Raw genomic sequence first — 25360 nt, 5'->3', positions numbered from 1 at the left:
ATTTGTGCCTTCTTTGCATTTTTTTGTTATAATAGATAGAGAAAAGGTGATAAAATGAAAAAAATATTAATTGTAGATGATGAGAAACCAATCTCAGATATTATTAAGTTTAATATGGCCAAGGAAGGTTATGAAGTCGTTACAGCCTTCAATGGTCGTGAGGCAATCGAGCTATTTGAAGCTGAGCAACCGGATATTATTATCCTCGACTTGATGCTACCTGAAATAGATGGTTTAGAAGTTGCTAAAGCTATTCGTAAGACTAGTAGCGTGCCGATTATCATGCTATCAGCTAAGGATAGCGAATTTGACAAGGTTATTGGTTTAGAGTTAGGTGCAGATGATTATGTTACAAAACCTTTCTCAAACCGTGAGTTGCAGGCTCGTGTTAAGGCCCTGCTTCGTCGTACAGACCTAGTTTCTGTGGATAGCCAAGAGTCTGATGAGAAGAAATCCCAGCCACTTCAGATTGGCGATTTGGAAATTGTCCCAGACGCTTACGTGGCTAAGAAATATGGTGAGGAATTAGATTTAACCCACCGTGAGTTTGAGCTCTTATATCACTTGGCTTCCCATATTGGACAAGTGATTACGCGTGAACACTTGCTTGAGACTGTTTGGGGTTATGATTATTTTGGTGATGTTCGTACAGTGGATGTGACCATTAGACGCTTGCGTGAGAAAATCGAAGATACTCCAAGTCGTCCAGAGTACATTCTCACACGTCGTGGTGTTGGATACTATATGAGAAATAATGATTGAAGATATTAGACAAACTATTCTGACCAGCGATTTTATCTTTATTCTGATTTTACTTGGCTTTATCCTGGTGGTGACCTTGCTGTTACTGGAAAATCGTCGGGATAATATCCGTCTAAAGGAGATAAATCAAAAGGTTAAGGACTTGATTGCAGGTGATTATTCTCAAGTTTTGGACTTGCAAGGAAGTACAGAAATCACCAATATCACCAATAATCTGAACGATTTGTCAGAAGTTATTCGTTTGACCCAAGAAAATCTGGAACAAGAGAGTAAACGATTGAACAGTATTCTTTCTTACATGACAGATGGCGTTCTTGCGACTAATCGCCGTGGTCAGATTATTATGATCAACGACATGGCCAAGAAACAGCTCGGTGTGCAGAAAGAAGATGTCCTTAACAAAAGCATTTTAGAATTGCTTAAGATAGAAGATGAGTATGAGCTGCGTGATCTAATTACACAGATTCCTGAGTTGACGATTGACTCCCAAGATGTGAATGGTGAATACCTGAGTCTTCGTGTACGTTTCGCTCTGGTACGCCGTGAGTCTGGATTCATCTCGGGTTTGGTTGCTGTTTTACATGATACGACCGAGCAGGAGAAGGAAGAACGCGAACGGAGACTCTTTGTTTCGAACGTGAGTCACGAGTTGCGAACTCCTTTGACCAGTGTTAAATCTTATCTTGAAGCCTTGGACGAGGGAGCCTTGTATGATCCTGTAGCCCCTGATTTTATCAAGGTTTCGCTAGATGAAACCAACCGTATGATGCGGATGGTGACAGATCTCTTGCATCTCTCTCGTATTGATAATGCGACTACTCAGTTGGATGTGGAGTTGATTAATTTTACGGCCTTCATCACCTTTATCCTTAATCGTTTTGACAAGATGAGAGCACAGGATCAAGAGAAAAAATATGAACTGGTTCGAGATTACCCAATCAATTCAGTTTGGATCGAGATTGATACCGATAAGATGACTCAGGTGATAGATAATATTCTTAACAATGCCATCAAGTACTCGCCAGATGGTGGGAAGATCACTGTCAGCATGAAAACTACTGATGACCAGATGATTTTATCCATCAAAGACCAAGGTCTAGGTATTCCAAAGCAAGATTTGCCAAAAATTTTTGACCGTTTCTACCGTGTGGATCGTGCAAGAAGCCGGGCTCAAGGTGGAACTGGTCTAGGTCTGGCGATCGCAAAAGAAATCATCAAACAACACAATGGTTTTATATGGGCCAAAAGTGAATACGGTAAGGGATCGACCTTTACCATAGTGCTCCCTTATGATAAGGATGCCGTAAAAGAAGAAATATGGGAGGACGAAATAGAAGACTAGAATGAGTGAAAAAGGCTTTAAATACAGTATTTTAGCATCAGGCTCCAGTGGAAATTCCTTTTATCTGGAAACCCCAAAAAAGAAAATCCTAGTGGATGCAGGTTTGTCTGGTAAGAAAATTACAAGTCTGCTAGCTGAAATCAATCGCAAACCTGAAGATCTGGATGCGATTTTAATTACGCATGAGCATTCAGACCATATCCATGGGGTCGGTGTCTTGGCTCGCAAATATGGTATGGATCTTTACGCCAATGAAAAGACTTGGCAGGCTATGGAGAATAGTAAGTATCTTGGCAAGGTAGACTCTTCGCAAAAGCATATCTTTGAAATGGGCAAAACCAAAACCTTTGGTGATATCGACATTGAGAGTTTTGGAGTTAGCCATGATGCGGCAGCACCACAGTTTTACCGCTTTATGAAGGATGACAAGAGCTTCGTCATGCTGACCGATACAGGTTATGTTAGTGATCGTATGGCTGGGATTGTCGAAAATGCGGATGGTTACCTCATTGAGTCAAATCATGATGTAGAGATTTTGCGAGCAGGATCTTACGCTTGGCGTCTCAAACAGCGAATTCTATCGGATCTCGGTCACCTTTCTAACGAAGACGGAGCTGAGGCTATGATTCGTGCAATGGGAAATCGGACTAAGAAAATCTATCTTGGGCATTTATCCAAAGAGAACAATATCAAGGAGCTGGCTCATATGACTATGGTCAACCAGCTAGCCCAAGCGGATCTGGGAGTCGGAGTAGACTTTAAAGTTTACGATACCTCACCAGATACTGCAACACCATTGACAGATATATAAAAAAGAAGGCGAGTGCCTTCTTTTTTATATATTTTTACAATCCTGCAAATTCTTTGATTTCTTGTGCGGACATGGAAGAGTCACAACGGACCTTGATCTGGCCATCAGCAACATGAACGAATCCTGGAACAGTTGGAATACCATAGCGTGAACGGAAATCTTGCAAAGCATTGAGTTGGCTTGGTTCTTCACTGTTGATGAAGTAGATGTGAGCTTTAGTTTCAGCTACGACACCTGCCAAGGTACCAGCAAATTTACGGCAGTAAGGGCAAGTTTTGCGACCGATAAAGAAGGTTGCAGTTTCTTTATTATCAAGTGCTTCTTGTGCACGCGCAACCGTAGTGACTTCAAGGTCTTTAATATTATCTAAAAATTGTTCCATGAGATTACCTCGCTTTCATTGATAAGTCTAGTATGCCATAAAGTTTCCAAAAATGCTTAGATTTGATACGAAAAAAAGATGAGATTGGTTGGTCTCATCTTTTATAGATTTTTATTTTACAAACGCATTGATTTCTGCTTCGATGTTAGCAATCTTAACTTGTGAATCTTCGTTGCTTTCACCCACAACGGCAATGTAGAACTTGATTTTTGGTTCTGTACCTGAAGGGCGAACTGCAATCCATGAACCGTCAGCAAGTGTGTATTTCAAAACATCACTTGGAGGAGTTGTCAAGTTTGTAACAGTACCATCAGCGGCAGTAGCAGTTTGAGCCTTGAAGTCTTCTACGACAGTGATAGCTGTTGTGTTCCATTCTTTCGGAGCATTGTTACGGAATTTAGCCATAATGGCTTTGATTTGTTCAGCACCATCAACACCAGAAAGAGTAACAGAGATAGTTTTTTCTGCGTAGTAGCCGTACTCTTTGTAGATTTCTTCGATACCGTCAGCAAGTGTCAAACCACGTGAACGATAGTAGGCAGCAAGTTCAGCAACGACAAGAACAGCTTGAATAGCATCTTTATCACGTACGAATGGTTTGATCAAGTAACCGAAGCTTTCTTCAAATCCCATCATGTAAGTGTGGTTGTGTTTTTCTTCGAATTCTTGAATCTTTTCAGCGATAAATTTGAAACCAGTCAAGACGTTAAACATAGTTGCGCCGTAGCTCTCAGCAATCTTCGTTACCAAGTCAGTTGATACGATGGATTTGCAAAGGGCTGCATTTTCAGGAAGAGTTCCAGCATTTTTGTGGGCTTCCAAGATGTATTTAGCCATGATAGCGCCGATTTGGTTACCTGAAAGGTTGAGGTAGCTTCCATCTTTTTGAAGAACTTCAACACCAACACGGTCAGCGTCAGGGTCAGTTGCCACAAGAACGTCTGCCCCAACTTGACGACCAAGTTCTTCAGCAAGGGCGAAGGCTGCTTGGCTTTCTGGGTTTGGAGATTTTACAGTTGAGAAGTCTGGGTCAGCAGTTGCTTGTGCTTCAACAACTTGAACTGAGTCAAATCCAGCTTGGGCAAGAGCACGACGAGCCAACATTTCACCAGTACCATGAAGTGGTGTGTAGACAATCTTCATGTCTTTACCAAATTCTTCGATCAAGGCTGGGTTGATGTTTACGTCCTTAACCTCTTTAAGGTATTCTACGTCGACAGCTTCACCAATCACTTCAATCAATCCAGAAGCTTTTTCAGCTTCTACATCAGCAACTTCGACAGCGAATGGATTTTCGATTGCACGAATATAAGTTGTCAAAGCATCTGCATCATGTGGAGGCATTTGCCCACCGTCTTCACCGTAAACCTTGTAACCGTTAAATGGAGCAGGGTTGTGACTGGCAGTAATCATGATACCAGCAAAACAGTTGAGGTGACGAACAGCGAATGACAGTTCAGGAGTTGGACGAAGGCTTTCAAATACGTAAGATTTGATACCGTGTTTAGCAAGAACTGCCGCAGATTCAAAGGCAAACTCAGGTGAGAAGTGACGGCTATCGTAGGCAATTGCTACACCGCGTTCTTTTTCATTTCCACCTTTTGACTCAATCAAACGAGCCAAACCTTCAGTTGCTTGACGAACAACATAGATATTGATACGATTTGTACCAGCACCGATCAAACCACGCATACCAGCAGTACCAAATTCAAGATTGGTATAGAAGGCATCTTCCTTTGTTTTTTCGTCCATATTTTCCAAATCTTGACGAAGGTAGTCTGGAAGGTCAGCAAAATCGACCCATTTTTGATAATTTTCTTGGTAAGTCATAGAGTGTCTCCTTTGTTTATTTGCTTTAATCGCTTTCATTATATCACGATTTGACATTTTAGTAAAACGTTAGCATAACTTAAAATGTAGGAAATTAACTTTTGTACTTTAGCGGGAAAATGGTGGGGACTGTGCTTACTTATACTAAGTTAGGGATGAAAATTAATTATTAGATACTTTATAACATGAAAGTTTATAATTCATTTTGTAGGTTTGTTGAAGAAAAAAATCAAAAATATTGTTATATTCTATTCTTTTTATAAAGAATCCTTTAATGTCTCAAACGAACATATAGAAAAATTTAATGTAAAACTCTATAAATTTAAGATATTTTGAAAATATCTGGTTTCTGTTTTGATTTTTATTCTGCGTATGGTAAAATATAGTAAATCATTAAAGGAGAATCCATTATGAAAAAAATTCTTAAGCATTCTGCTTTGCTTTTGTCAGCTTTAGCACTTGTTGCCTGTGGAGCTCAAAAAAAAGCAAGCGACAATGGTACTGCCTCGAACTCAAACTTTGAAGTTTCTGTGAAAGATGGTATGTTTGTATTGCCTAAAGATGAAGATTCATCTTCAAGCTACCTTGCACTTCAAGTCGAAATCAAGAACAATCGTGATAAACAGTTTAGTTTTACTAGCCAAGATATTACGCTTTATAATGAAAAAGATGAAAAATTACAACCAATTCAAATCTACGAAAGCGACAGTAAAACGAAATTTATGTCATATGGTGACAGTCTTTCTAAAGGAAAGAGTGTTGCTGGTTATGTAGTGTATGAAGTCGACAAGAATGCTAAGTATGAACTCCACTTCGCACCTAGCTTTTATGATGACATCAAAGAGAATTCTAAAAAGAATAACGATGTAGCCATCAAGGTGGATCCAAGTCAGTATGAAGACAATATTGATGAAGCAAAAGATGTAATGAAAAAATATGTCGATGCTGTTTACCTTAATGGGGAAAGCTCTGGTGGTGGAACGAACCTAAGTGCTACTGACAATAAGTCGCAAGTTGTAGCACTTGCTGATGATAAAAAATCTTCTGATAATAGTGCTGAATTCACAAACGATGCGAAAGCTGATAAAGAAGAGTTTATCAAGAAATTTACAGAGTCATTCGGAAAAGGTTTCTATAACTACAAACCTTCTGATTCAGAACTTAGAACATTCGCAGATGCTTACATCAAAGCAAATGCTAAGAGAGCAAAAGTTGATTACAAGGTGAAGACATACTTGCCAGATTATGCTGTTGTTTATGTTCGACCAGAGACAATCGACTTGGATAATTTGAATGTTTATGAATTGAGCCGTAAATTCTACGAAGAAAACAAAGGTAAATATAGCAACTACTCTGAAGCTATGAAAGCTGGTGAAAAATACATTTTAGAAAATGCACCAAGTCAATTTGATTCAACTCCTCTAGACACTAGTGATAACATGAAGAAAGAGGGTTATGAAATTAAAATGACTAAGAAAGATGGAAAATGGACCATCGATACCTCTTCTAAAAACTATGAATTGAAAGATATGGCTCGCACATTCCGTGGAGGCATTGGATACTAAGATGAAAGGTTCGAGTTTATGACTCGAACTTTTTTCGTTGCAATTGTGCAAAAGAGAAAAAGATAGTAAAATAGAGATATGATTATTTTACAAGCTAATAAAATTGAACGATCTTTTGCTGGTGAGGTTCTTTTTGATAATATTAATCTGCAGGTAGATGAACGAGACCGAATTGCTCTTGTTGGGAAAAATGGTGCAGGTAAGTCTACTCTTTTAAAGATTTTGGTTGGAGAAGAGGAGCCAACTAGTGGAGAAATTAATAAGAAAAAAGATATCTCTCTGTCTTACCTAGCCCAAGATAGCCGTTTTGAGTCTGAAAATACCATTTATGATGAAATGCTTCACGTCTTTGATGACTTGCGTCGGGCAGAGACACAACTGCGTCAAATGGAATTAGAGATGGGTGAAAAGTCGGGTGAAGATTTGGATAAACTGATGGCGGATTATGATCGTTTGTCAGAGAATTTCCGCCAGGATGGTGGCTTTACTTACGAAGCTGATATTCGAGCGATTTTGAATGGATTCAAGTTTGACGAGTCTATGTGGCAGATGAAAATTGCTGAGCTTTCAGGTGGTCAAAATACTCGTCTTGCACTGGCTAAAATGCTCCTTGAAAAGCCAAATCTCTTGGTCTTGGACGAGCCAACCAACCACTTGGATATCGAAACCATTGCCTGGTTGGAAAATTACCTAGTAAATTATAGTGGTGCACTCATTATTGTCAGTCACGACCGTTACTTTTTGGATAAGGTTGCGACGGTTACACTCGATTTGACTAAGCATTCCTTAGATCGTTATGTAGGTAATTACTCTCGCTTTGTTGAGTTAAAGGAGCAAAAGCTAGCTACTGAGGCAAAAAACTATGAAAAGCAACAGAAGGAAATCGCGGCTCTAGAAGACTTTGTCAATCGCAATCTAGTCCGAGCTTCAACGACCAAACGTGCCCAATCTCGCCGTAAACAACTAGAAAAAATGGAGCGTTTGGACAAGCCTGAAGCTGGCAAGAAATCAGCCAACATGACCTTCCAGTCGGAAAAAACGTCTGGAAATGTCGTTTTAACCGTTGAAAATGCGGCTATTGGCTATGATGGGGAAATATTTTCAGAGCCTATCAACCTAGACCTTCGTAAGATGAATGCTGTTGCGATTGTCGGACCAAACGGCATCGGGAAATCAACCTTTATCAAGTCTATTGTGGACCAGATCCCTTTTATCAAGGGAGAGAAGCGTTTTGGTGCCAATGTTGAGGTTGGTTACTATGACCAGACTCAAAGCAAGCTAACACCAAGCAATAGTGTCCTAGATGAACTTTGGAATGATTTTAAACTAACACCAGAGGTTGAAATCCGTAATCGACTTGGAGCCTTCCTTTTCTCAGGAGATGATGTTAAGAAATCAGTTGGCATGCTGTCAGGTGGCGAGAAAGCTCGTTTACTGCTTGCCAAACTTTCTATGGAAAACAACAACTTTTTAATTCTTGACGAGCCGACCAACCACTTGGATATTGATAGCAAGGAAGTGCTAGAAAATGCCTTGATTGACTTTGATGGGACCCTTCTTTTCGTCAGTCACGACCGTTACTTTATCAATCGTGTAGCCACTCATGTTTTGGAATTGTCCGAAAATGGTTCAACCCTCTACCTTGGGGATTACGACTACTATGTTGAAAAGAAAGCAGAAGTAGAAGCGATTCAGACAGCGGAAGCTTCAACTAGCAATCAAGAAAAAGAAGAAAGTCCAGTTAATGATTATCAGGCTCAGAAAGAAAGTCAGAAAGAAGCCCGCAAACTCATGCGACAAATCGAAAGTTTAGAATCTGAAATCGAAGAACTAGAAAGTAAAAGCCAAACCATTTCTGAACAAATGCTGGAAACCAACGATGCTGAAAAGCTCATGGAATTGCAGGCTGAACTGGACAAAATTAGCCATCGTCAAGAAGAAGCTATGCTTGAGTGGGAAGTATTATCAGAGCAGGTGTAAGAAATGGAACATCTTGGAAAGGTATTTCGTGAATTTCGAACAAGTGGGAAGTACTCCTTAAAAGAGGCGGCAGGTGAATCATGTTCAACCTCTCAGTTATCTCGCTTCGAGCTTGGGGAGTCTGATCTAGCAGTTTCTCGTTTCTTTGAGATTTTGGACAATATTCATGTGACTATTGAAAATTTCATGGACAAGGCTAGAGATTTTCAAAATCATGAACATGTTGCCTTGATGGCACAGATTATTCCGCTTTACTACTCAAATAATATTGCAGGTTTTCAAAAGCTACAAAAGGAACAGCTTGAGAAAGCAAAGAGTTCGACCAATCCCCTCTATTTTGAGCTGAATTGGATTCTGCTACAAGGACTGATTTGTCAAAGAGATGCTCATTACACGATGAGGCAGAGTGATTTGGAAAAGGTAGCAGATTATCTTTTTCAAACAGAAGAATGGACTATGTATGAGTTGATTCTTTTCGGTAATCTCTATACTTTCTACAATGTGGACTATGTGGCTCGGATTGGCAGAGAAGTTATGGAGAGTGAAGAGTACTACAAGGAAATTGGTCGGCATCGTAAACTCGTTTTGATTTTAGCTCTTAACTGTTACCAGCATTGTTTGGAAAACCGTTCCTTTGCGGATGCGGACTATTTTGAGGGCTATGTGGATAAGTTGATTGGAAATGGTATCAAGCTTTATGAGCGCAATATCTTCCATTATCTCAAAGGTTTCGCCCTCTACCAGAGAGACTTGAAAGAAGAGGGTTGTAGTCAGATGCAGGAGGCTATGCATATTTTTGATGTGCTTGGGCTTCCAGAGCAAGTGGCTTACTATCAGGAACATTATGAAAAATTTGTAAATGCTTAAATTTCCCAAATAAGGGAAAAATAAAGAGACTCCTTTCAGTTTTGATACAATAGTTTCAAAATTTGAGAGGGGTTTTTTATATGAATCGACATGCAATCCAGTTGATTAGTCGTGGTGCTATTAATAAAATAGGAAATATGCTCTATGATTATGGAAACAGTGTTTGGTTGGCATCAATGGGAACGATAGGGCAGACTGTTCTTGGGATTTATCAAATTTCTGAACTCGTCACATCGATTCTGGTCAATCCCTTTGGCGGAGTGATTTCAGACCGATTTTCGCGTCGCAAAATTTTGATGACGACAGACTTGATTTGTGGCGTTCTTTGCTTAGCTATTTCTTTCATCAGAGATGATAGCTTGATGATTGCTGCCTTGATTTTTGCCAATATTGTTCAGGCGGTTGCCTTTGCATTTTCTCGTACATCTAACAAAGCCATTATAACTGAGGTTGTAGAGAAAGACGAGATTGTGACCTATAACTCTCGCTTGGAGTTAGTTTTACAGGTTGTAGGAGTCAGTTCTCCGGTGCTTTCTTTTCTCGTTTTACAATTTGCCAGTCTCCATATGACGCTCGTTTTAGATGCCATTAGTTTTTTTATCGCATTTACCTTAGTAGCTTTTCTCCCAAAAAAAGAGACTCAGGAACAAGAGAAAAAGACTTTCAGCTGGAAAAATATTTTTGCTGATATGAAAGAAGGGATTCGCTATATTTGGCGCCAGCAAGAGATCTTTTTCCTTTTGGTAGTAGCTTCCAGTGTTAATTTCTTTTTTGCAGCTTTTGAATTTCTCCTCCCTTTTTCAAATCGACTATACGGGGTAGAAGGAGCTTATGCAACTATTTTAACTATGGGCGCTATTGGTTCGATTATTGGAGCTCTTCTAGCTAGTAAAATAAAGGCAAGTGTTTATAATCTTTTGATTCTATTGGCTTTAACTGGAGTTGGAGTTTTTATGATGGGATTACCACTGCCAACTTTTCTCTCCTTTTCTGGAAATTTAGTTTGTGAACTGTTTATGACGATTTTTAATATTCACTTTTTTACTCAGGTTCAAACCAAGGTTGAGGGGGAATACTTGGGAAGAGTACTAAGCACCATTTTTACCTTAGCCATCCTATTTATGCCGATTGCAAAAGGCTTTATGACGGTGCTACCAAGTGTCCATCTCTCTTCTTTTCTGATAATTGGAAGCGGTGTTATCATCCTGTCTTGTTTATCCCTCGTTTATGTGCGAAGTCATTTTAAAAAAGAGTTATAATTTCTCTTTTTTATAAAATATTTCATTACGAATCATTTTTCAGTCCTTCTCTATTGTGAGGAGGGCTTGCTTTGTGGTAAAATGGGATTATGAATGAAAGAATGAATGAGTTAGTTGCCTTACTCAACCGCTATGCGACCGAGTACTATACGAGTGACAATCCCTCGGTTTCAGATAGCGAGTATGATCGTCTCTACCGAGAGTTGGTTGAGTTGGAAGCCGCCTATCCAGATCAAGTTTTAGCGGATAGTCCAACTCATCGTGTTGGTGGTAAGGTTTTAGATGGTTTTGAAAAATACAGTCATCAGTATCCTCTATACAGTTTGCAGGATGCTTTTTCACGTGAAGAGTTAGAAGCTTTTGATGCGCGTGTGCGAAAGGAATTACCCCAACCGACCTATATTTGTGAGCTGAAAATCGATGGTTTGTCTATCTCGCTTACGTATGAAAAGGGGATTTTGGTTGTTGGTGCCACACGTGGGGATGGTTCTGTTGGTGAAAATATCACCGAAAACCTCAAGCGTGTCAAGGACATTCCTTTGACCTTGCCCGAAGAACTAGATATCACCGTTCGTGGAGAGTGTTACATGCCACGCGCTTCCTTTGATCAGGTCAACCAAGCCCGCCAAGAAAATGGGGAGCCTGAATTTGCTAATCCTCGTAACGCAGCTGCAGGCACCTTGCGTCAGTTGGATACAGCAGTAGTGGCCAAGCGTAATCTTGCTACTTTCCTCTATCAAGAAGCCAGCCCTTCAACTCGTGATAGTCAAGAAAAGGTCTTGGAGCATCTTGAACAGCTTGGTTTTGTAGTTAATCCTAAACGAATATTGGCTCAAAGTATAGATGAGGTATGGGATTTTATCCAAGAAGTAGGACAAGAACGGGAGAAACTGCCTTACGATATCGATGGGGTGGTCATCAAGGTTAACGACCTAGCAGGTCAAGAAGAACTCGGTTTTACCGTTAAAGCACCTAAGTGGGCAGTAGCTTATAAATTTCCTGCTGAGGAAAAAGAAGCTCAACTCCTTTCAGTTGACTGGACAGTAGGTCGTACGGGTGTTGTGACCCCGACTGCCAATCTAACACCTGTTCAGCTTGCTGGCACAACTGTTAGCCGTGCAACTCTTCACAACGTAGATTATATTGCTGAAAAGGATATCCGCAAAGATGATACGGTTATCGTTTATAAGGCTGGAGATATCATCCCTGCTGTTCTGCGTGTGGTAGAGTCTAAACGTGTTTCTGAAGAAAAACTAGATATTCCGACTAACTGTCCGAGCTGTGACAGTCAGTTGCTTCATTTTGAAGATGAAGTGGCTCTTCGTTGTATCAATCCACGCTGTCCTGCCCAAATCATGGAAGGTTTGATTCACTTTGCCTCTCGAGATGCTATGAATATTACGGGTCTTGGTCCATCTATCGTCGAAAAGCTTTTTGCTGCCAATCTAGTCAAGGATGTGGCGGATATTTATCGTTTGAAAGAAGACGATTTTCTCCTTTTAGAAGGTGTCAAGGAAAAGTCTGCTTCTAAACTGTATCAGGCCATTCAAGCATCCAAGGAAAACTCTGCTGAAAAGCTCTTGTTTGGTCTGGGAATTCGCCATGTCGGAAGCAAGGCTAGCCAACTCTTGCTCCAACATTTCCACTCTATTGAAAATCTAGCCCAAGCTGATCCTGAGCAAGTAGCAAGTATTGAAAGCTTGGGTAGTGTGATTGCTCAAAGTCTTCAGACTTTTTTTGCTACAGAAGGGTCGAAGATTCTCTTAGATGAGTTGAAAGATGCTGGAGTTAATCTGGACTACAAAGGGCAGACAGTAGTAGCAGATGCAGCCTTGTCAGGTTTGACAGTTGTATTAACAGGAAAATTGGAACGTCTCACGCGCTCAGAAGCCAAAAGCAAACTTGAAAGTCTGGGTGCCAAAGTCACAGGCAGTGTTTCCAAGAAAACGAATCTTGTAGTAGCAGGAGCAGATGCAGGAAGCAAGCTCCAAAAAGCACAAGAACTTGGTATCGAAGTTCGAGATGAAGCTTGGCTAGAAAGTTTGTAAAGAATAGTTGAAAACTAGATGTTAGATAGTCTGAAACTATCTCTCCTGATGTATTTTTATATCTATTAATGCTATTCTCTATTGTGCTGAAATTCCCGCTAAATTCTTCAGCACCACATAAAAAAATTAAAATTGAAATTAGGAATTAGGAAAAGAAATGTATAGATACCCAGTAGTCATCCATTTTCACCGAAAAAATGGGGATTATGATGCTTGTTCATTCAGTAGAAAACAGGCAGATGTTAAAGAAAATTTGTATTATGAAAATGACTATTTTGGAGCAAAATTCTCCTTTACAGTTACAAGTGCAGAAAGGCTCGATACTCTGACCTTTTCTGTCGAAATAGATGGAAAGACAAAAGATTATCTCCTACGGTTTAACTATTATCCACTGTTGACTGAGGTTTGGATTTTGGATGGTGATGAGACGGTTTATTATTCTGAAAATCCAGCCATTGCAAGTTCTTGCTATAAAGATCGAAACCCGTTTGCTTTTGATAAAGCCTTTCACAGTGAAAGTTTTGATCACCATTGGGGATACCAAGGAGAGTTGGGGTATAGTATCTCTGACTACCAGACAAGCTTTAAACTCTGGGCTCCAACCGCTACAGCAGTCCAAGTGGTCGTTTATGAAAATACAAGTAACGACGCGCCGATTTGGAAAACCTTTAATCTTGAGCGTGGGAATAGCTATTCATACAGTCATAAGTACAATACCATTGGTGTTTGGAGTGTAGATTTAGACGAAAATCTTGCAGGTAAAGCTTATCAGTATCAGATTGAGTTTCCACACCATCAGACTTTGACACGAGATCCTTACACTATTGCTACAAGCCCTGACGGGAAACGTTCCGTCATTCTCTCTCAGCAAGATAGACAGGTAGAAGGATTTAAAGTCAAGCATGGGACAGACGCTCCTTGGCGTTTGGAAAACCCATGTAAAGCGGTTATCTGTGAGATGCACATTCGTGATTTTACAAAATCGCCAACATCTGGAGTTCCAGAAAATCTTCGAGGGACCTTCCTTGGTGCTGCCCAGACAGGAACGACCAACCAATTCGACCAAGCAACCGCCTTTGACTATATCAAAGAACTCGGCTGTAATTATGTTCAGCTCCAACCAATCTTTGATCGCCATAAGGAATACGACGAGGACGGAAATGTAACCTATAACTGGGGTTATGATCCTCAAAACTACAATGCCCCAGAACCAAGTTTCTCTAGTAACCCAGATGATCCTGGACAGGTTATTCGAGACCTCAAGACCATGATTCAGGCATATCACGATGCAGGAATCGGTGTCATTATGGATGTCGTTTATAACCATACCTTCTCAACGGTCGATGCACCTTTCCAAACAACTGTTCCTGATTATTACTATCGTATGAATCCAGATGGAACCTTTCAAAACGGAACAGGTGTTGGAAATGAAACCGCAAGCGAACACGAAATGTACCGTAAGTACATGATTGACTCACTCCTTTATTGGGTGAAAGAATACAATATTGACGGTTTCCGTTTTGACTTGATGGGAATTCACGATGTCAAAACCATGCAGGCAATTCGTTGGGCACTTGATGAAGTTGATCCACGTATTATCACCTATGGAGAAGGTTGGGATATGGGGATCGGTCTTGCGCCTTATGATAAGGCCAAGAAGGACAATGCCTACCAGATGCCAAATATTGGATTCTTCAATGATGATCAGCGTGATGCCATCAAAGGAGGAGAAGTTTATGGTTCAATCAAGGCAGGATTTGTTAGTGGTGCAGCTACAGAACCGATTGTAGCCAAAGCTATTCTTGGTAGCCGAGAGTTGGGCTCATATCTTAGTCCAAACCAAGTTCTTAACTATGTGGAAGCCCATGATAATTACAACTTGCATGATTTGTTAGTAACCCTTCATCCAGATTACAGTTCAGATAAGATTATGCGTCAGGTTGAGACAGCAACAGCGATGAGCGTTCTTATGCAAGGGATGTCCTTTATAGAGTTGGGTCAAGAATTTGGCCGCACCAAACTCCTTGCTACTGGAGAAAATGGTGAGCTGACTCCGGCAGATAGAGAACGCGCCATGAATAGTTATAATGCTCCAGATAGTGTCAACCAGGTCAACTGGGATTTAATCAATGAGAGACAAGAGAGCATTGAATTTATCCGTCAGATTATTCGTCTAAAAACACAAACGCGTGCTTTCTCTTATCCTACATATGAAGAAGTTTATCGTCATGTCTTCGTCCATACAGCTGCTGAAAATAGTGGGTGGATTGTTTACGAAATTCACGGTGCTGCAGAGCATTTATTGGTGGTATTTAATGCCAAGGGAACCTCCTTCTACTTTGAAAATGCAGGAAATCTTGAAATGCTTGTGTCCAACAGTCGTTCTCAAGAGTCTAATGTGATTGATGATATCAGCGTTGCAGTCTTGAAGGTACTTTCATAGTAAATACTACAAAAAGGTTTAGTTAACTCTAGACCTTTTTTATTTTTATTGAAAAACCAATATCTAATAGGAATAAATTTCAAATAATTTGAAGAATCAAGTTTGTGAAAAAAATATCAATATTTTCCAAAAAGGGGTTGTAATTTTCTGAAAATTTGATAAAATAAGTTTTAATCATTTTCAGGAGGAAGAGAATTTGACACATTATCAGAATTTAGTGAATGGAAAATGGAAATCATCAGAGAATGAAATTACCATTTATTCTCCCATCAATCAGGAAAAGCTGGGAACAGTACCCGCAATGAGTCAGGCTGAAGTAGATGAGGCTATGAAAGCAGCGCGTGCAGCTCTCCCAGCATGGCGTGATTTAGCACCAGTTGAGCGTGCAGCCTATTTACATAAGACAGCAGACATTTTGGAACGTGATAAAGAAAAAATTGGTACCATTCTTGCCAAAGAGGTTGCAAAAGGGATTAAAGCAGCCATTGGAGAAGTAGTACGTACAGCAGAATTGATTCGTTTTGCTGCTGAGGAAGGTCTCCGTATCACTGGACAAGCAATGGAAGGTGGCGGTTTTGAAGCTGCAAGTAAAAATAAACTAGCCGTTGTTCGTCGTGAGCCAGTTGGAGTTGTGTTAGCTATCGCGCCATTTAACTACCCAGTCAATCTTTCTGGATCTAAGATTGCTCCGGCCTTGATTGCAGGAAATGTCGTTATGTTTAAACCACCAACACAAGGATCTATTTCTGGTCTCTTGTTGGCTAAAGCATTTGACGAAGCCGGAATCCCAGCAGGTGTCTTTAACACCATCACTGGACGTGGTTCTGAAATCGGAGACTACATCATCGAACACAAGGAAGTGAACTTCATTAACTTTACAGGTTCAACACCGATTGGTGAGCGTATCGGTCGTTTGGCTGGTATGCGCCCGATTATGCTTGAACTTGGTGGGAAAGATGCAGCAATTGTCTTAGAAGATGCAGATTTAGAAAATGCAGCTAAGCAAATCGTAGGTGGTGCCTTTAGCTACTCTGGTCAGCGTTGTACCGCTATCAAACGTGTTTTGGTTGTGGAAAGTGTAGCAGATAGATTGGCTGAATTGCTCCAGGCTGAAGTTGCTAAGCTAACTGTCGGTGATCCATTTGACAATGCAGATATCACACCAGTTATTGATAATGCTTCAGCTGATTTCATCTGGGGATTGATTGAAGAGGCTCAGGAAAAAGGAGCCAAAGCGCTCAGCCCAATCAAACGTGAGAATAACCTTATTTGGCCAGGACTTTTTGATTATGTCACAAGAGATATGAAATTAGCCTGGGAAGAACCATTTGGACCTGTTCTCCCAATTATCCGAGTTGCAGATGCCAATGAAGCACTAGAAATTGCTAATGAATCAGAATTCGGTCTTCAATCTTCAGTTTTTACAAATGACTTTAAGAAGGCGTTTGAAATTGCTGAAAAACTTGAAGTTGGTACCGTTCATATTAATAATAAAACACAACGTGGACCAGATAATTTCCCATTCCTTGGTGTAAAAGGTTCTGGTGCAGGAGTACAAGGAATTAAATATAGTATCGAAGCGATGACAAATGTTAAATCCATTGTTTTTGATGTGAAATAATTTATAAAATTAGGAAATTACCTTCCTGATTTTATTTTTTACTAAAAATACAGTTAAAAATTGATAAAAAACGAATATTATGGTATTATAATAAAAAAATATATGGAAATTGTTTCGTATTCTATTTTCAGGATATCTTTTTTAAAATGCTAGGTAATTTTTTGAAGGCTTTCATAAAAAAATATGATTTCCTTCGTAAATTACTTGAAAGTTATCTTAAAAGAGTGTATAATAGAATTATAGAAAACGCTTACAAAAGAAAGGGGATTGAATGAATAATCAAGAAGCATTAAGAACCTTTACTACAGGTGAGAACTTTCACCTCCAGCATTATTTAGGAGCGCATAGAGAGGAGAAAAACGGAGAAATAGGCTATACCTTTAGGGTTTGGGCACCAAATGCACAAGCAGTTCATCTAGTTGGTGATTTTACTAATTGGGTTGAGAATCAAATTCCTATGGTTCGTAATGAAGCAGGTGTTTGGGAAGTCTTTACGAGTCAAGCTCAGGAAGGTCAGATTTATAAATATCATATCACGCGTGCAAATGGTCACCAGATTATGAAGATTGATCCGTTGGCAGTTTATTTTGAAGCTAGACCGGGCACAGGAGCTGTTTTGACCAATATCCGTGAAAAGAAATGGAAAGATGGTCTTTGGCTAGCACGTCGCAAACGTTTGGGATTTTTCGAGAGACCAGTTAATATATACGAGGCCCATGCAGGATCTTGGAAGAGAAATCCAGATGGTAGTCCCTATACTTTTTCACAACTGAAGGACGAGTTGATTCCATACTTGGTTGAGATGAACTATACACATATTGAGTTCATGCCTTTAATGGCTCACCCACTTGGATTGAGCTGGGGCTATCAACTTATGGGTTACTTTGCTTTTGAACATTCCTATGGCAGACCTGAGGAATTCCAAGATTTCGTTGAAGAGTGTCATATAAATAATATCGGTGTTATCGTAGACTGGGTTCCAGGTCATTTCACTATTAATGATGATGCATTAGCATATTATGACGGCACACCAACTTTTGAATACCAAGATCACAACAAGGCTCATAACTACGGTTGGGGTGCGCTGAATTTTGACCTCGGGAAAAATGAGGTCCAGTCTTTCTTGATTTCAAGTATTAAATTTTGGATTGATTTTTACCACTTAGATGGTATTCGGGTCGATGCAGTGAGCAATATGCTGTATCTAGATTATGATAATGCTCCTTGGACTCCAAACAAAGACGGTGGAAACCTTAACTATGAGGGTTATTATTTCCTTCAACGTTTGAACACAGTGATTAAGTTAGCTCATCCAGATATCATGATGATTGCAGAAGAAAGTTCATCAGCGACAAAGATTACTGGCATGAAAGAAATGGGTGGTCTTGGCTTTGACTATAAATGGAATATGGGCTGGATGAACGATATTCTCCGTTTCTACGAGGAAGATCCGATTTATCGCAAGTATGACTTTAATCTTGTGACTTTCAGCTTTATGTATGTTTTCAATGAAAACTATCTCCTGCCTTTCTCACATGATGAAGTAGTTCATGGTAAGAAGAGTATGATGCATAAGATGTGGGGAGATCGCTACAATCAGTTCGCTGGTCTGCGCAACCTCTACACCTATCAAATTTGTCATCCAGGCAAGAAACTCTTGTTCATGGGTAGTGAGTACGGGCAATTCCTCGAGTGGAAGTCTGAAGAGCAGTTAGAATGGTCTAATCTAGAAGATCCGATGAATGCCAAGATGAAGCATTTCACTTCACAACTGAATCAATTCTATAAAGAGCATCGTTGTCTTTGGGAAATTGATACTAGTTATGATGGTATCGAGATTATCGATGCTGATAATAGAGATCAGAGTGTCCTTTCCTTTATTCGTAAGGGCAAGAAGGACGAAATGTTAGTCTGTGTCTTTAATATGGCACCAGTTGAACGTAAGGACTTTACGATTGGTTTACCTGTTGCAGGTATTTACGAAGAAGTTTGGAATACAGAATTAGAAGAATGGGGAGGTGTGTGGAAAGAGCACAATCAAACAGTTCAGACTCAAGAAGGCTTATGGAAAGATTATGAGCAGACTTTGACCTTTACCCTGCCTGCTATGGGGGCAAGCATCTGGAAGATCAAGCGTCGTTTGAAACCAACCAAGAAAAAAGAATAATGGACTGATGATTATAATTTTTTAGATTTTAAAAACGGATTTACTTGTATTGGACTTGAAACACAAGAGAAATGGATTTCCTATTATTTTTATAAAAAGTTTGACTTCCGACCTTCTTTCGATTTTAACGTTCACATGTCTTTATAAAGGAGTAGAAAATGAAGAATGAAATGCTAGCTTTGATCCTTGCGGGTGGGCAAGGAACTCGTCTCGGAAAACTCACTCAAAGCATTGCCAAACCGGCAGTGCAATTCGGTGGGCGCTACCGTATCATTGACTTTGCTCTTTCCAACTGTGCAAACTCTGGAATCCATAATGTTGGTGTGATTACGCAGTACCAACCTCTTGCTTTGAATAACCATATTGGAAATGGTTCTAGCTGGGGATTGGATGGTATCAATTCAGGTGTCTCTATTTTACAACCTTATTCAGCCAGCGAAGGAAACCGTTGGTTTGAAGGGACTAGTCACGCTATCTACCAAAACATTGACTACATCGACAGTGTTAATCCTGAGTATGTTTTGATTCTTTCTGGTGACCACATCTACAAGATGGACTACGATGATATGCTTCAGTCCCATAAGGATAACAATGCCAGTTTGACAGTAGCTGTCCTAGACGTACCTCTCAAAGAAGCTAGCCGTTTCGGTATCATGAATACAGATGCCAATAACCGTATCGTTGAATTCGAAGAAAAACCTGCGCAACCTAAGTCTACAAAGGCTTCGATGGGGATTTATATTTTTGACTGGAAACGACTTCGCAATATGCTTGTTGCTGCTGAAAAGAGCAATGTGGATATGTCAGACTTTGGGAAGAACGTTATCCCTAACTATCTCGAGTCTGGTGAAAGTGTCTATGCTTATGAATTTAATGGCTACTGGAAAGATGTTGGTACGATTGAGTCACTTTGGGAAGCTAATATGGAGTACATTTCGCCAGAAAATGCCTTGGATAGCCGCAATCGTCAGTGGAAAATTTACTCTAGAAACTTGATTTCACCACCAAACTACTTTGGTGCGCATGCACACGTTGAAGATTCATTGGTCGTGGATGGCTGTTTTGTAGATGGAACTGTAAAACGTTCGATTCTTTCAACAGAAGCACAAGTACGTGAAGGCGCTGAGGTCGTTGATTCTGTCATCATGAGCGGAGCTATTATTGGCCATGGCGCAAAGATTACTCGTGCTATCATTGGTGAGGGTGCCATTATTGCTGACGGCGTAGAGATTGACGGAACGGACGAAGTACAAGTAGTAGGATACAATGAAGTAGTGGGGGTAGCAACAGATGAAGATTGATAAATATTCAGCCATTTTAGGAAACACAGTTGGTTTTCATGATATGTCAACGTTAACAGAACACCGTCCGGTGGCTAGCTTGCCTTTCGGTGGGAAATACCGTTTGATTGACTTCCCCCTTTCCAGTCTTGCAAATGCAGGTGTTCGTAGTATCTTTGGTATTTTCCAACAAGATAATATCAGCTCAGTTTTCGACCATATCCGTTCAGGTCGTGAGTGGGGCTTGTCAACCCTTCTAAGTCACTACTATCTAGGAATTTACAATACTCGTGTTGAAAGCAGTACAGTTGGAAAAGAGTATTACCAACAGCTTCTCACCTACTTGAGACGTTCAGGTTCAAACCAAACCGTTTCGATTAACTGCGATGTGCTGGTGAATATTGACTTGAATCAAGTCTTCCACCTACACAATACAACAAATGGTCCGATCACAGTTGTATATAAGAAACTTCCGAAGAAAGACATTTCAGATGTGAATGCTATCTTAGAAATTGATGAAACTGACCATGTTCGTTCGCACAAACTCTTTGATAACAAATCTACGGATGAACTCTTCAACATGTCTACAGATATCTTTGTTGTGGATACTCCTTGGTTGATTGAACGACTTGAAGAAGAAGCTCAGAAAGAATATCCTGAAAAGTTACGCTATGTTCTTCGTGATTTAGCTGCAAAAGAAGGAGCTTTTGCTTACGAATACACAGGCTACTTAGCGAACATTCATTCTGTTCAGTCCTATTATCAAGCAAACATCGATATGCTTGAATCTAAAAAATTCTACTCTCTTTTCTCACCAAATCAAAAGATTTATACAAAAGTTAAGAATGAAGAACCAACCTACTATGCGAATACTTCAAAAGTAAGAAGTTCTCAGTTTGCTTCTGGTAGTATCATTGAGGGTGAAGTAGTTCAGTCAGTCCTATCTCGTAACATTTATGTTCACAAAGATAGTGTGGTGAAGGACAGCATTCTATTCCCTCGAGTTGTGATTGGTCAAGGTGCCCAAGTTGAATATGCCATCCTAGACAAAGGAGTTGAAGTTGCGGACGGTGTTGTCATTCGAGGCACAGCAGAACATCCAGTTGTAGTTAAGAAGGGTGAAACAGTAACAGAGGACATTTATTCATGAAAATTTTATTTGTAGCGGCAGAAGGAGCACCCTTTTCAAAAACAGGTGGTTTGGGCGATGTTATTGGCGCACTTCCCAAATCACTTGTAAAAGCGGGGCACGAAGTTGCAGTTTTCTTACCTTATTATGATATGGTAGAAGCTAAGTTCGGAGACCAGATAGAGGATGTTCTCCACTTTGAAGTTAGTGTAGGATGGCGTAGACAGTACTGTGGTGTTAAGAAAACGGTTTTGAATGGTGTAACCTTCTACTTCATTGATAATCAGTATTATTTCTTCCGTGGTCATGTCTACGGTGATTTTGACGATGGTGAACGCTTTGCTTTTTTCCAACTGGCTGCTCTTGAAGCCATGGAACGCATCGGCTTTATCCCTGACCTTCTCCATGTTCATGATTACCACACAGCCATGATTCCCTTTTTGTTAAAAGAAAAGTACCATTGGATTCAGGCATATCAAGGAATCAGAACAGTTTTAACCATTCACAATTTGGAATTTCAAGGTCAATTTTCTGAAGGAATGTTATGGGATTTGTTCGGTGTTGGCTTTGAACGCTATGCTGATGGGACCCTTCGCTGGAATGATTGTCTCAACTGGATGAAAGCAGGTATTCTCTACGCGGATCGTGTCTCAACCGTTTCCCCTAGCTATGCGCACGAAATTATGACCAGTCAGTTTGGTTGCGGTTTGGACCAGATTCTTCGCATGGAGTCAGGTAAGGTTTCAGGTATTGTCAATGGTATTGACGCAGATCTTTATAATCCTCAAACAGACCCACTTTTAGACTATCATTTTGATAAGGAAGATTTGTCTGGAAAAGCTCAAAACAAAGCAAAATTGCAAGAGAGAGTTGGGTTACCAGTGCGAGCAGATGTTCCTCTAGTTGGGATTGTCTCTCGATTGACACGCCAAAAAGGTTTTGATGTTGTGGTAGAAAGCTTGCATCGTTTCTTACAGGAGGACGTTCAAATAGTCCTTTTAGGAACAGGAGATCCTGCTTTTGAACATTCCTTCTCCTGGTTTGCGCAAGTCTATCCAGACAAGCTATCAGCAAATATCACTTTTGATGTCAAACTTGCTCAAGAAATCTACGCAGCTTGTGACCTCTTCCTCATGCCAAGTCGTTTTGAGCCATGTGGTTTGTCTCAAATGATGGCGATGCGCTATGGAACTCTACCACTGGTTCATGAAGTGGGTGGCTTGCGTGACACTGTTCAATCCTTCAATCCGATAGAAGGAACTGGAACTGGATTTAGCTTTGATAATTTAACACCATACTGGCTTAACTGGAGTTTCCAAACAGCCTTGGATGTTTATAAGTACCAGCCGGAAGTTTGGAGAAATCTACAAAAACAAGCTATGGAATGTGATTTCTCATGGGATACAGCCTGCAAATCTTACCTGGACTTGTACCATAGTTTAGTCAACTAATAGATAAAATCGTATGATTCTTTCATACGATTTTTGGGCTGTTTAGAAAGGAAAGCTTATGTCTCAAGAAAAAGGCTTGTGTGTCATGGACGTTGACGGCACCCTGATAGCAGAAGAGGTGATTGATCTTTTAGGAAAAGAAGCAGGTTGCGAAGAAGAAATATCGCAGATCACAAGCCAGGCAATGCGAGGTGAACTGGACTTTGAAAGGAGTTTACGAGCGAGAGTGGCTTTGTTAGAAGGTCTTCCGATTTCAGTCTTTGATACTGTTTTCAAATCCATTCATCTGTCTAAGAATGCTCAAGAATTTATCTCCATACTTCAAAAGAAGGGTATTCTAGTCGGTCTAGTGTCTGGTGGATTTGCACCAATAGTTGAGAGATTAGCAAAGCCTCTTGGGATCACTTATTACTCTGCAAATCAGTTAGAAGTCAAAGACGGTTTTTTAACAGGTCGACTAGTTGGTGAAATTGTGACAGGTCAAGTAAAAAAAGCTACGCTTGAGATTTGGAGAAAGGAATTAGGACTTTCCAAAGAAAGAACGATTGCCATCGGTGATGGTGCCAATGACCTATTAATGTTGAAATCAGCAGGTCACGGAATAGCCTTTTGTGCCAAAGTGGTCGTAAAAACAGAGATAGCTTCTCATATAGATACGAGGGATTTTTTAGAAGTTCTACCTTTGATTGATTTCTTAGAATGAGAGGGAACTATGAAAATTGTAATTGCACCCGATTCTTTTAAAGAGAGTTTGACGGCAGAAGAGGTCGCTCAAGCTATAAAAAGGGGCTTCCAAAAATCGATAGCAGATGTAGAATGTCTGCTTTGCCCTGTAGGTGATGGTGGGGAAGGAACTGTAGATGCTATTCGACATTCTCTTGAACTAGAAGAAAAATGGTTCCAAGTGACAGGACCTTTTGGCCTAAAAGAATCAATGCGCTATTTTCAAAAAGGCCAAATAGCGCTCTTTGAAGTTGCTGACTTGGTTGGTTTAGGAAAGATTCCGCAGGAGAAACGAAACCCTCTTCACATCCAAACCAGAGGTATCGGAGAGTTGATTCGCCATCTCGTTGATCAAGGGATGAAAGAAATCTATATCGGTGTAGGTGGTACGGCAAGTAATGACGGTGGGATAGGCATTGCCGCTGCTTTGGGTTATCGTTTTTATGATAAGAATGGAAAGGAATTGCCAGCTTGTGGTCAGACTTTGCTTGAGTTCGAGTCAGTTTCAGACAGCGAGTTATATAGGATTCCTGAAGATGTGAAAATCCGCATTTTAGCAGATGTCGTGAGCCCTCTATGTGATCATCAAGGGGCAACCTATACATTTGGAAAACAAAAGGGCTTGGATCCTGCTTTGTTTGAGATAGTAGATCTGGCTATACAGCGGTTCTATGAAAAACTTTCGCCATCAACCTTATCTCTTAAAGGAGCGGGAGCTGGTGGTGGGATTGCGGCTGGGCTCTGTGCCTTTGCTGAGGCCACTATCGTATCTGGGATTGACACTTGCTTAGATTTGATTGACTTTGACAAGAAAGTTGCAGGGGCCGACTTGGTTATCGTTGGAGAAGGTAGACTGGACAGTCAAAGCTTTGTTGGAAAAGCTCCTATCGGTGTAGCAAAAAGAACCCCTAGCGGAGTTCCTGTTATTGCTATTTGTGGTAGTCATGCTGACGATTTGCCTCCCCTACCATTCGAAAATATACAAGCAGCCTTTTCCATTTTAGAGAAAAGTGAAACTTTGGAAGAGAGTCTGAAAAACGCAAGTCTCTATTTGGAGCACACAGCTACTAATATTGGTCGTTTATTAAATATGAGAAATCATTAACCAAACCATTTTTTCCAGATGGATTTTTTAGGTGGCTCTGCCTTTTTCTCTTCCCAGAGGCTTGAGAATGCAAGTCTAAGGTCCTTTTCGTCTACTTGAACAGGTTCGTTTGTGTGAATGACAAGACCAAAAGGAGAGGTGATATGATCGTCTGAAACAATAGTCGCCTGACAGTTACTTTCTTTTGCTTGTTTTAAGTAAAAGACCTGTTTGTCAAACTCGATATTTGGTGAGATTTTCACAAAAAGTTCCTCTACCTTTTCTTGAAAACCCTCTAAAATAGAGAAAAATCCATGTTCTAATTCAGAACTATTGGCAGTACTGATATCCGCGTAGCCAAGAACTCTTTCCTCGAAAGTGCCGAGATAGCGGCGCTGTTCGTCAGGGTTTATTTTCGGCCCACCATGAGCTTTTTCTAGTAGTTGTTTTGATAAATCTGTCATAAAAACAGTATATCACAAAAATCGCAAGAAAACAGACAAAAGAAAGCGATTACTTTATAAAGTTAAGGAAAATTTGCACAAAGATAACGTTTTTTCTTGAAAAACGCTTATTTTTAAGGTATCATAGAGGTGTAAAAAATTTAACTCAAAGG

The 25360-nt window shown here is 40.2% G+C and carries 19 protein-coding genes; 16 read left to right on the top strand and 3 right to left on the bottom strand.

Annotated features, from left to right (window positions below):
• Positions 1-54 precede the first annotated feature (54 nt).
• From yycF to GMD6S_RS00715, 3 genes are read left to right on the top strand one after another with little or no spacing between them, the layout of a single operon-like run.
• Positions 55-762 (top strand): response regulator YycF, encoded by a 708-nt coding sequence (gene yycF / locus GMD6S_RS00725; RefSeq protein WP_000722057.1) that lies wholly within the window; start codon positions 55-57, stop codon positions 760-762.
• Positions 755-2104 carry a cell wall metabolism sensor histidine kinase VicK gene (gene vicK / locus GMD6S_RS00720; RefSeq protein WP_000568718.1) on the top strand — a complete coding sequence of 450 codons (1350 nt, stop codon included), beginning with the start codon at positions 755-757 and terminating at the stop codon, positions 2102-2104. Before yycF ends, vicK begins: the two co-directional genes overlap by 8 nt.
• A gap of 1 nt (position 2105) precedes the next feature.
• Positions 2106-2915 carry an MBL fold metallo-hydrolase gene (locus GMD6S_RS00715; protein WP_001290607.1) on the top strand — a complete coding sequence of 270 codons (810 nt, stop codon included), beginning with the start codon at positions 2106-2108 and terminating at the stop codon, positions 2913-2915.
• 34 nt (positions 2916-2949) lie between these two features.
• Here the strand turns inward: GMD6S_RS00715 and GMD6S_RS00710 are convergent, their stop codons facing one another.
• Both GMD6S_RS00710 and GMD6S_RS00705 read right to left on the bottom strand, forming a co-directional pair.
• Entirely contained in the window at positions 2950-3297 is a 348-nt protein-coding gene (locus tag GMD6S_RS00710) for a thiol reductase thioredoxin (RefSeq protein ID WP_000434641.1), read from the bottom strand.
• A gap of 111 nt (positions 3298-3408) precedes the next feature.
• The gene (locus tag GMD6S_RS00705) at positions 3409-5127 is read right to left on the bottom strand and encodes a phospho-sugar mutase (protein WP_000222132.1); all 1719 of its coding nucleotides are present in this window, start codon (positions 5125-5127) and stop codon (positions 3409-3411) included.
• A gap of 410 nt (positions 5128-5537) precedes the next feature.
• On the opposite strand from GMD6S_RS00705, the gene GMD6S_RS00700 reads away from it, so the two are divergent.
• The 13 genes from GMD6S_RS00700 to GMD6S_RS00640 all read left to right on the top strand — a co-directional run bounded on the left by GMD6S_RS00700 (position 5538) and on the right by GMD6S_RS00640 (position 24765).
• A complete protein-coding gene (locus GMD6S_RS00700) occupies positions 5538-6692 on the top strand; it encodes a DUF4352 domain-containing protein (protein WP_000722097.1) in 1155 nt (384 codons plus the stop codon).
• A gap of 78 nt (positions 6693-6770) precedes the next feature.
• Positions 6771-8672 (top strand): ABC-F family ATP-binding cassette domain-containing protein, encoded by a 1902-nt coding sequence (locus tag GMD6S_RS00695; RefSeq protein WP_000584844.1) that lies wholly within the window; start codon positions 6771-6773, stop codon positions 8670-8672.
• A 3-nt stretch (positions 8673-8675) separates the two neighbouring features.
• On the top strand, positions 8676-9539 hold the full coding sequence (locus GMD6S_RS00690) for an Rgg family transcriptional regulator (protein WP_000400532.1): 864 nt from the start codon (positions 8676-8678) through the stop codon (positions 9537-9539).
• A gap of 80 nt (positions 9540-9619) precedes the next feature.
• A complete protein-coding gene (locus GMD6S_RS00685) occupies positions 9620-10798 on the top strand; it encodes an MFS transporter (RefSeq protein WP_001079356.1) in 1179 nt (392 codons plus the stop codon).
• Between the two features lie 89 nt (positions 10799-10887).
• Entirely contained in the window at positions 10888-12846 is a 1959-nt protein-coding gene (ligA, locus tag GMD6S_RS00680) for an NAD-dependent DNA ligase LigA (protein ID WP_001005754.1), read from the top strand.
• 157 nt (positions 12847-13003) lie between these two features.
• Positions 13004-15289 (top strand): type I pullulanase, encoded by a 2286-nt coding sequence (gene pulA, locus GMD6S_RS00675; RefSeq protein ID WP_000286535.1) that lies wholly within the window; start codon positions 13004-13006, stop codon positions 15287-15289.
• A 196-nt stretch (positions 15290-15485) separates the two neighbouring features.
• Positions 15486-16910 carry an NADP-dependent glyceraldehyde-3-phosphate dehydrogenase gene (locus tag GMD6S_RS00670; protein WP_000150232.1) on the top strand — a complete coding sequence of 475 codons (1425 nt, stop codon included), beginning with the start codon at positions 15486-15488 and terminating at the stop codon, positions 16908-16910.
• Positions 16911-17181: 271 nt separating this feature from the next.
• Complete coding sequence (gene glgB / locus GMD6S_RS00665; RefSeq protein ID WP_001064533.1) at positions 17182-19077, top strand: 1,4-alpha-glucan branching protein GlgB; 1896 nt, start codon at positions 17182-17184, stop codon at positions 19075-19077.
• A gap of 158 nt (positions 19078-19235) precedes the next feature.
• Positions 19236-20378: a glucose-1-phosphate adenylyltransferase gene (locus GMD6S_RS00660; protein ID WP_000787250.1), complete on the top strand. Its 1143-nt coding sequence runs from the start codon at positions 19236-19238 to the stop codon at positions 20376-20378.
• Entirely contained in the window at positions 20368-21507 is a 1140-nt protein-coding gene (gene glgD / locus GMD6S_RS00655; protein WP_000687055.1) for a glucose-1-phosphate adenylyltransferase subunit GlgD, read from the top strand. Before GMD6S_RS00660 ends, glgD begins: the two co-directional genes overlap by 11 nt.
• Positions 21504-22937 (top strand): glycogen synthase GlgA, encoded by a 1434-nt coding sequence (gene glgA, locus GMD6S_RS00650; RefSeq protein ID WP_000697281.1) that lies wholly within the window; start codon positions 21504-21506, stop codon positions 22935-22937. The genes glgD and glgA overlap by 4 nt, the downstream gene beginning before the upstream one ends.
• A gap of 58 nt (positions 22938-22995) precedes the next feature.
• Positions 22996-23640: a phosphoserine phosphatase SerB gene (gene serB / locus GMD6S_RS00645; RefSeq protein WP_000076679.1), complete on the top strand. Its 645-nt coding sequence runs from the start codon at positions 22996-22998 to the stop codon at positions 23638-23640.
• A 9-nt stretch (positions 23641-23649) separates the two neighbouring features.
• Positions 23650-24765, top strand: coding sequence for a glycerate kinase (locus GMD6S_RS00640; RefSeq protein WP_000706402.1), 1116 nt, complete (start codon positions 23650-23652; stop codon positions 24763-24765).
• Here the strand turns inward: GMD6S_RS00640 and GMD6S_RS00635 are convergent.
• Positions 24762-25208 (bottom strand): DUF1694 domain-containing protein, encoded by a 447-nt coding sequence (locus tag GMD6S_RS00635; protein WP_000131082.1) that lies wholly within the window; start codon positions 25206-25208, stop codon positions 24762-24764. The two genes, GMD6S_RS00640 and GMD6S_RS00635, sit on opposite strands and share 4 nt — an antisense overlap.
• Between the last annotated feature and the right edge of the window lie 152 nt (positions 25209-25360).

Source organism: Streptococcus sp. GMD6S, assembly GCF_000297015.1.
The sequence above is the reverse complement of the archived record's forward strand: the minus strand, read 5'-3'. Positions and strand labels throughout refer to the sequence as shown.

Bases quoted from the DNA above. Each gene is read 5' to 3' on its own strand.
- GMD6S_RS00705 (WP_000222132.1), bottom strand. From the start codon at position 5,127: ATGACTTACCAAGAAAATTATCAAAAATGGGTCGATTTTGCTGACCTT.
- GMD6S_RS00715 (WP_001290607.1), top strand. From the start codon at position 2,106: ATGAGTGAAAAAGGCTTTAAATACAGTATTTTAGCATCAGGCTCCAGT.
- vicK (WP_000568718.1), top strand. From the start codon at position 755: ATGATTGAAGATATTAGACAAACTATTCTGACCAGCGATTTTATCTTT.
- GMD6S_RS00700 (WP_000722097.1), top strand. From the start codon at position 5,538: ATGAAAAAAATTCTTAAGCATTCTGCTTTGCTTTTGTCAGCTTTAGCA.
- pulA (WP_000286535.1), top strand. From the start codon at position 13,004: ATGTATAGATACCCAGTAGTCATCCATTTTCACCGAAAAAATGGGGAT.
- GMD6S_RS00690 (WP_000400532.1), top strand. From the start codon at position 8,676: ATGGAACATCTTGGAAAGGTATTTCGTGAATTTCGAACAAGTGGGAAG.
- glgA (WP_000697281.1), top strand. From the start codon at position 21,504: ATGAAAATTTTATTTGTAGCGGCAGAAGGAGCACCCTTTTCAAAAACA.
- GMD6S_RS00685 (WP_001079356.1), top strand. From the start codon at position 9,620: ATGAATCGACATGCAATCCAGTTGATTAGTCGTGGTGCTATTAATAAA.
- yycF (WP_000722057.1), top strand. From the start codon at position 55: ATGAAAAAAATATTAATTGTAGATGATGAGAAACCAATCTCAGATATT.
- GMD6S_RS00710 (WP_000434641.1), bottom strand. From the start codon at position 3,297: ATGGAACAATTTTTAGATAATATTAAAGACCTTGAAGTCACTACGGTT.
- glgB (WP_001064533.1), top strand. From the start codon at position 17,182: ATGAATAATCAAGAAGCATTAAGAACCTTTACTACAGGTGAGAACTTT.
- GMD6S_RS00660 (WP_000787250.1), top strand. From the start codon at position 19,236: ATGAAGAATGAAATGCTAGCTTTGATCCTTGCGGGTGGGCAAGGAACT.
- GMD6S_RS00635 (WP_000131082.1), bottom strand. From the start codon at position 25,208: ATGACAGATTTATCAAAACAACTACTAGAAAAAGCTCATGGTGGGCCG.
- GMD6S_RS00695 (WP_000584844.1), top strand. From the start codon at position 6,771: ATGATTATTTTACAAGCTAATAAAATTGAACGATCTTTTGCTGGTGAG.
- serB (WP_000076679.1), top strand. From the start codon at position 22,996: ATGTCTCAAGAAAAAGGCTTGTGTGTCATGGACGTTGACGGCACCCTG.
- GMD6S_RS00640 (WP_000706402.1), top strand. From the start codon at position 23,650: ATGAAAATTGTAATTGCACCCGATTCTTTTAAAGAGAGTTTGACGGCA.
- glgD (WP_000687055.1), top strand. From the start codon at position 20,368: ATGAAGATTGATAAATATTCAGCCATTTTAGGAAACACAGTTGGTTTT.
- ligA (WP_001005754.1), top strand. From the start codon at position 10,888: ATGAATGAAAGAATGAATGAGTTAGTTGCCTTACTCAACCGCTATGCG.